A 383-nucleotide genomic window follows, 5' to 3' on the forward strand; every position below is an offset into this window, starting at 1 on the left:
TCACGTTATGATACAGGAAGAAAGATTTTTGAGAATTTACTTAATTCGAACCAACCGACGATTACCATGACTGTTACGGAAGGAGAAAAGAAAAAGACCATCACAGATTTGGAAAAAACTTCGGTTCTAAGAGCAAAAGAGCAGCATTTACAAGAGCTCTTTCAAGAATTTGTCTCACGGTATCCAGAAGTCCAACAAGTCATTGAAGAAAGTTACAATCGTCTTTATAATCGAACGGTTAGTCGAGAGTATGACGGTAGTCATCTAGTCATTGATGGCTTGGCACAAAACATCAGTCTTCGTCCTCATCAAGAGAATGCCATTCAAAGAATCGTAGAAGAAAAAAGAGCCTTATTAGCTCATGAGGTAGGTTCAGGAAAGAC

Annotated in this window: 1 pseudogene; it reads left to right on the forward strand. The window is 38.6% G+C overall.

Annotated elements, in window-relative coordinates:
• Positions 1-383, forward strand: a pseudogene (locus CBI42_RS11505) (helicase); the annotation flags it as partial.

It is taken from the genome of Streptococcus sp. KR, assembly GCF_002238115.1.
GTDB lineage: Bacteria > Bacillota > Bacilli > Lactobacillales > Streptococcaceae > Streptococcus.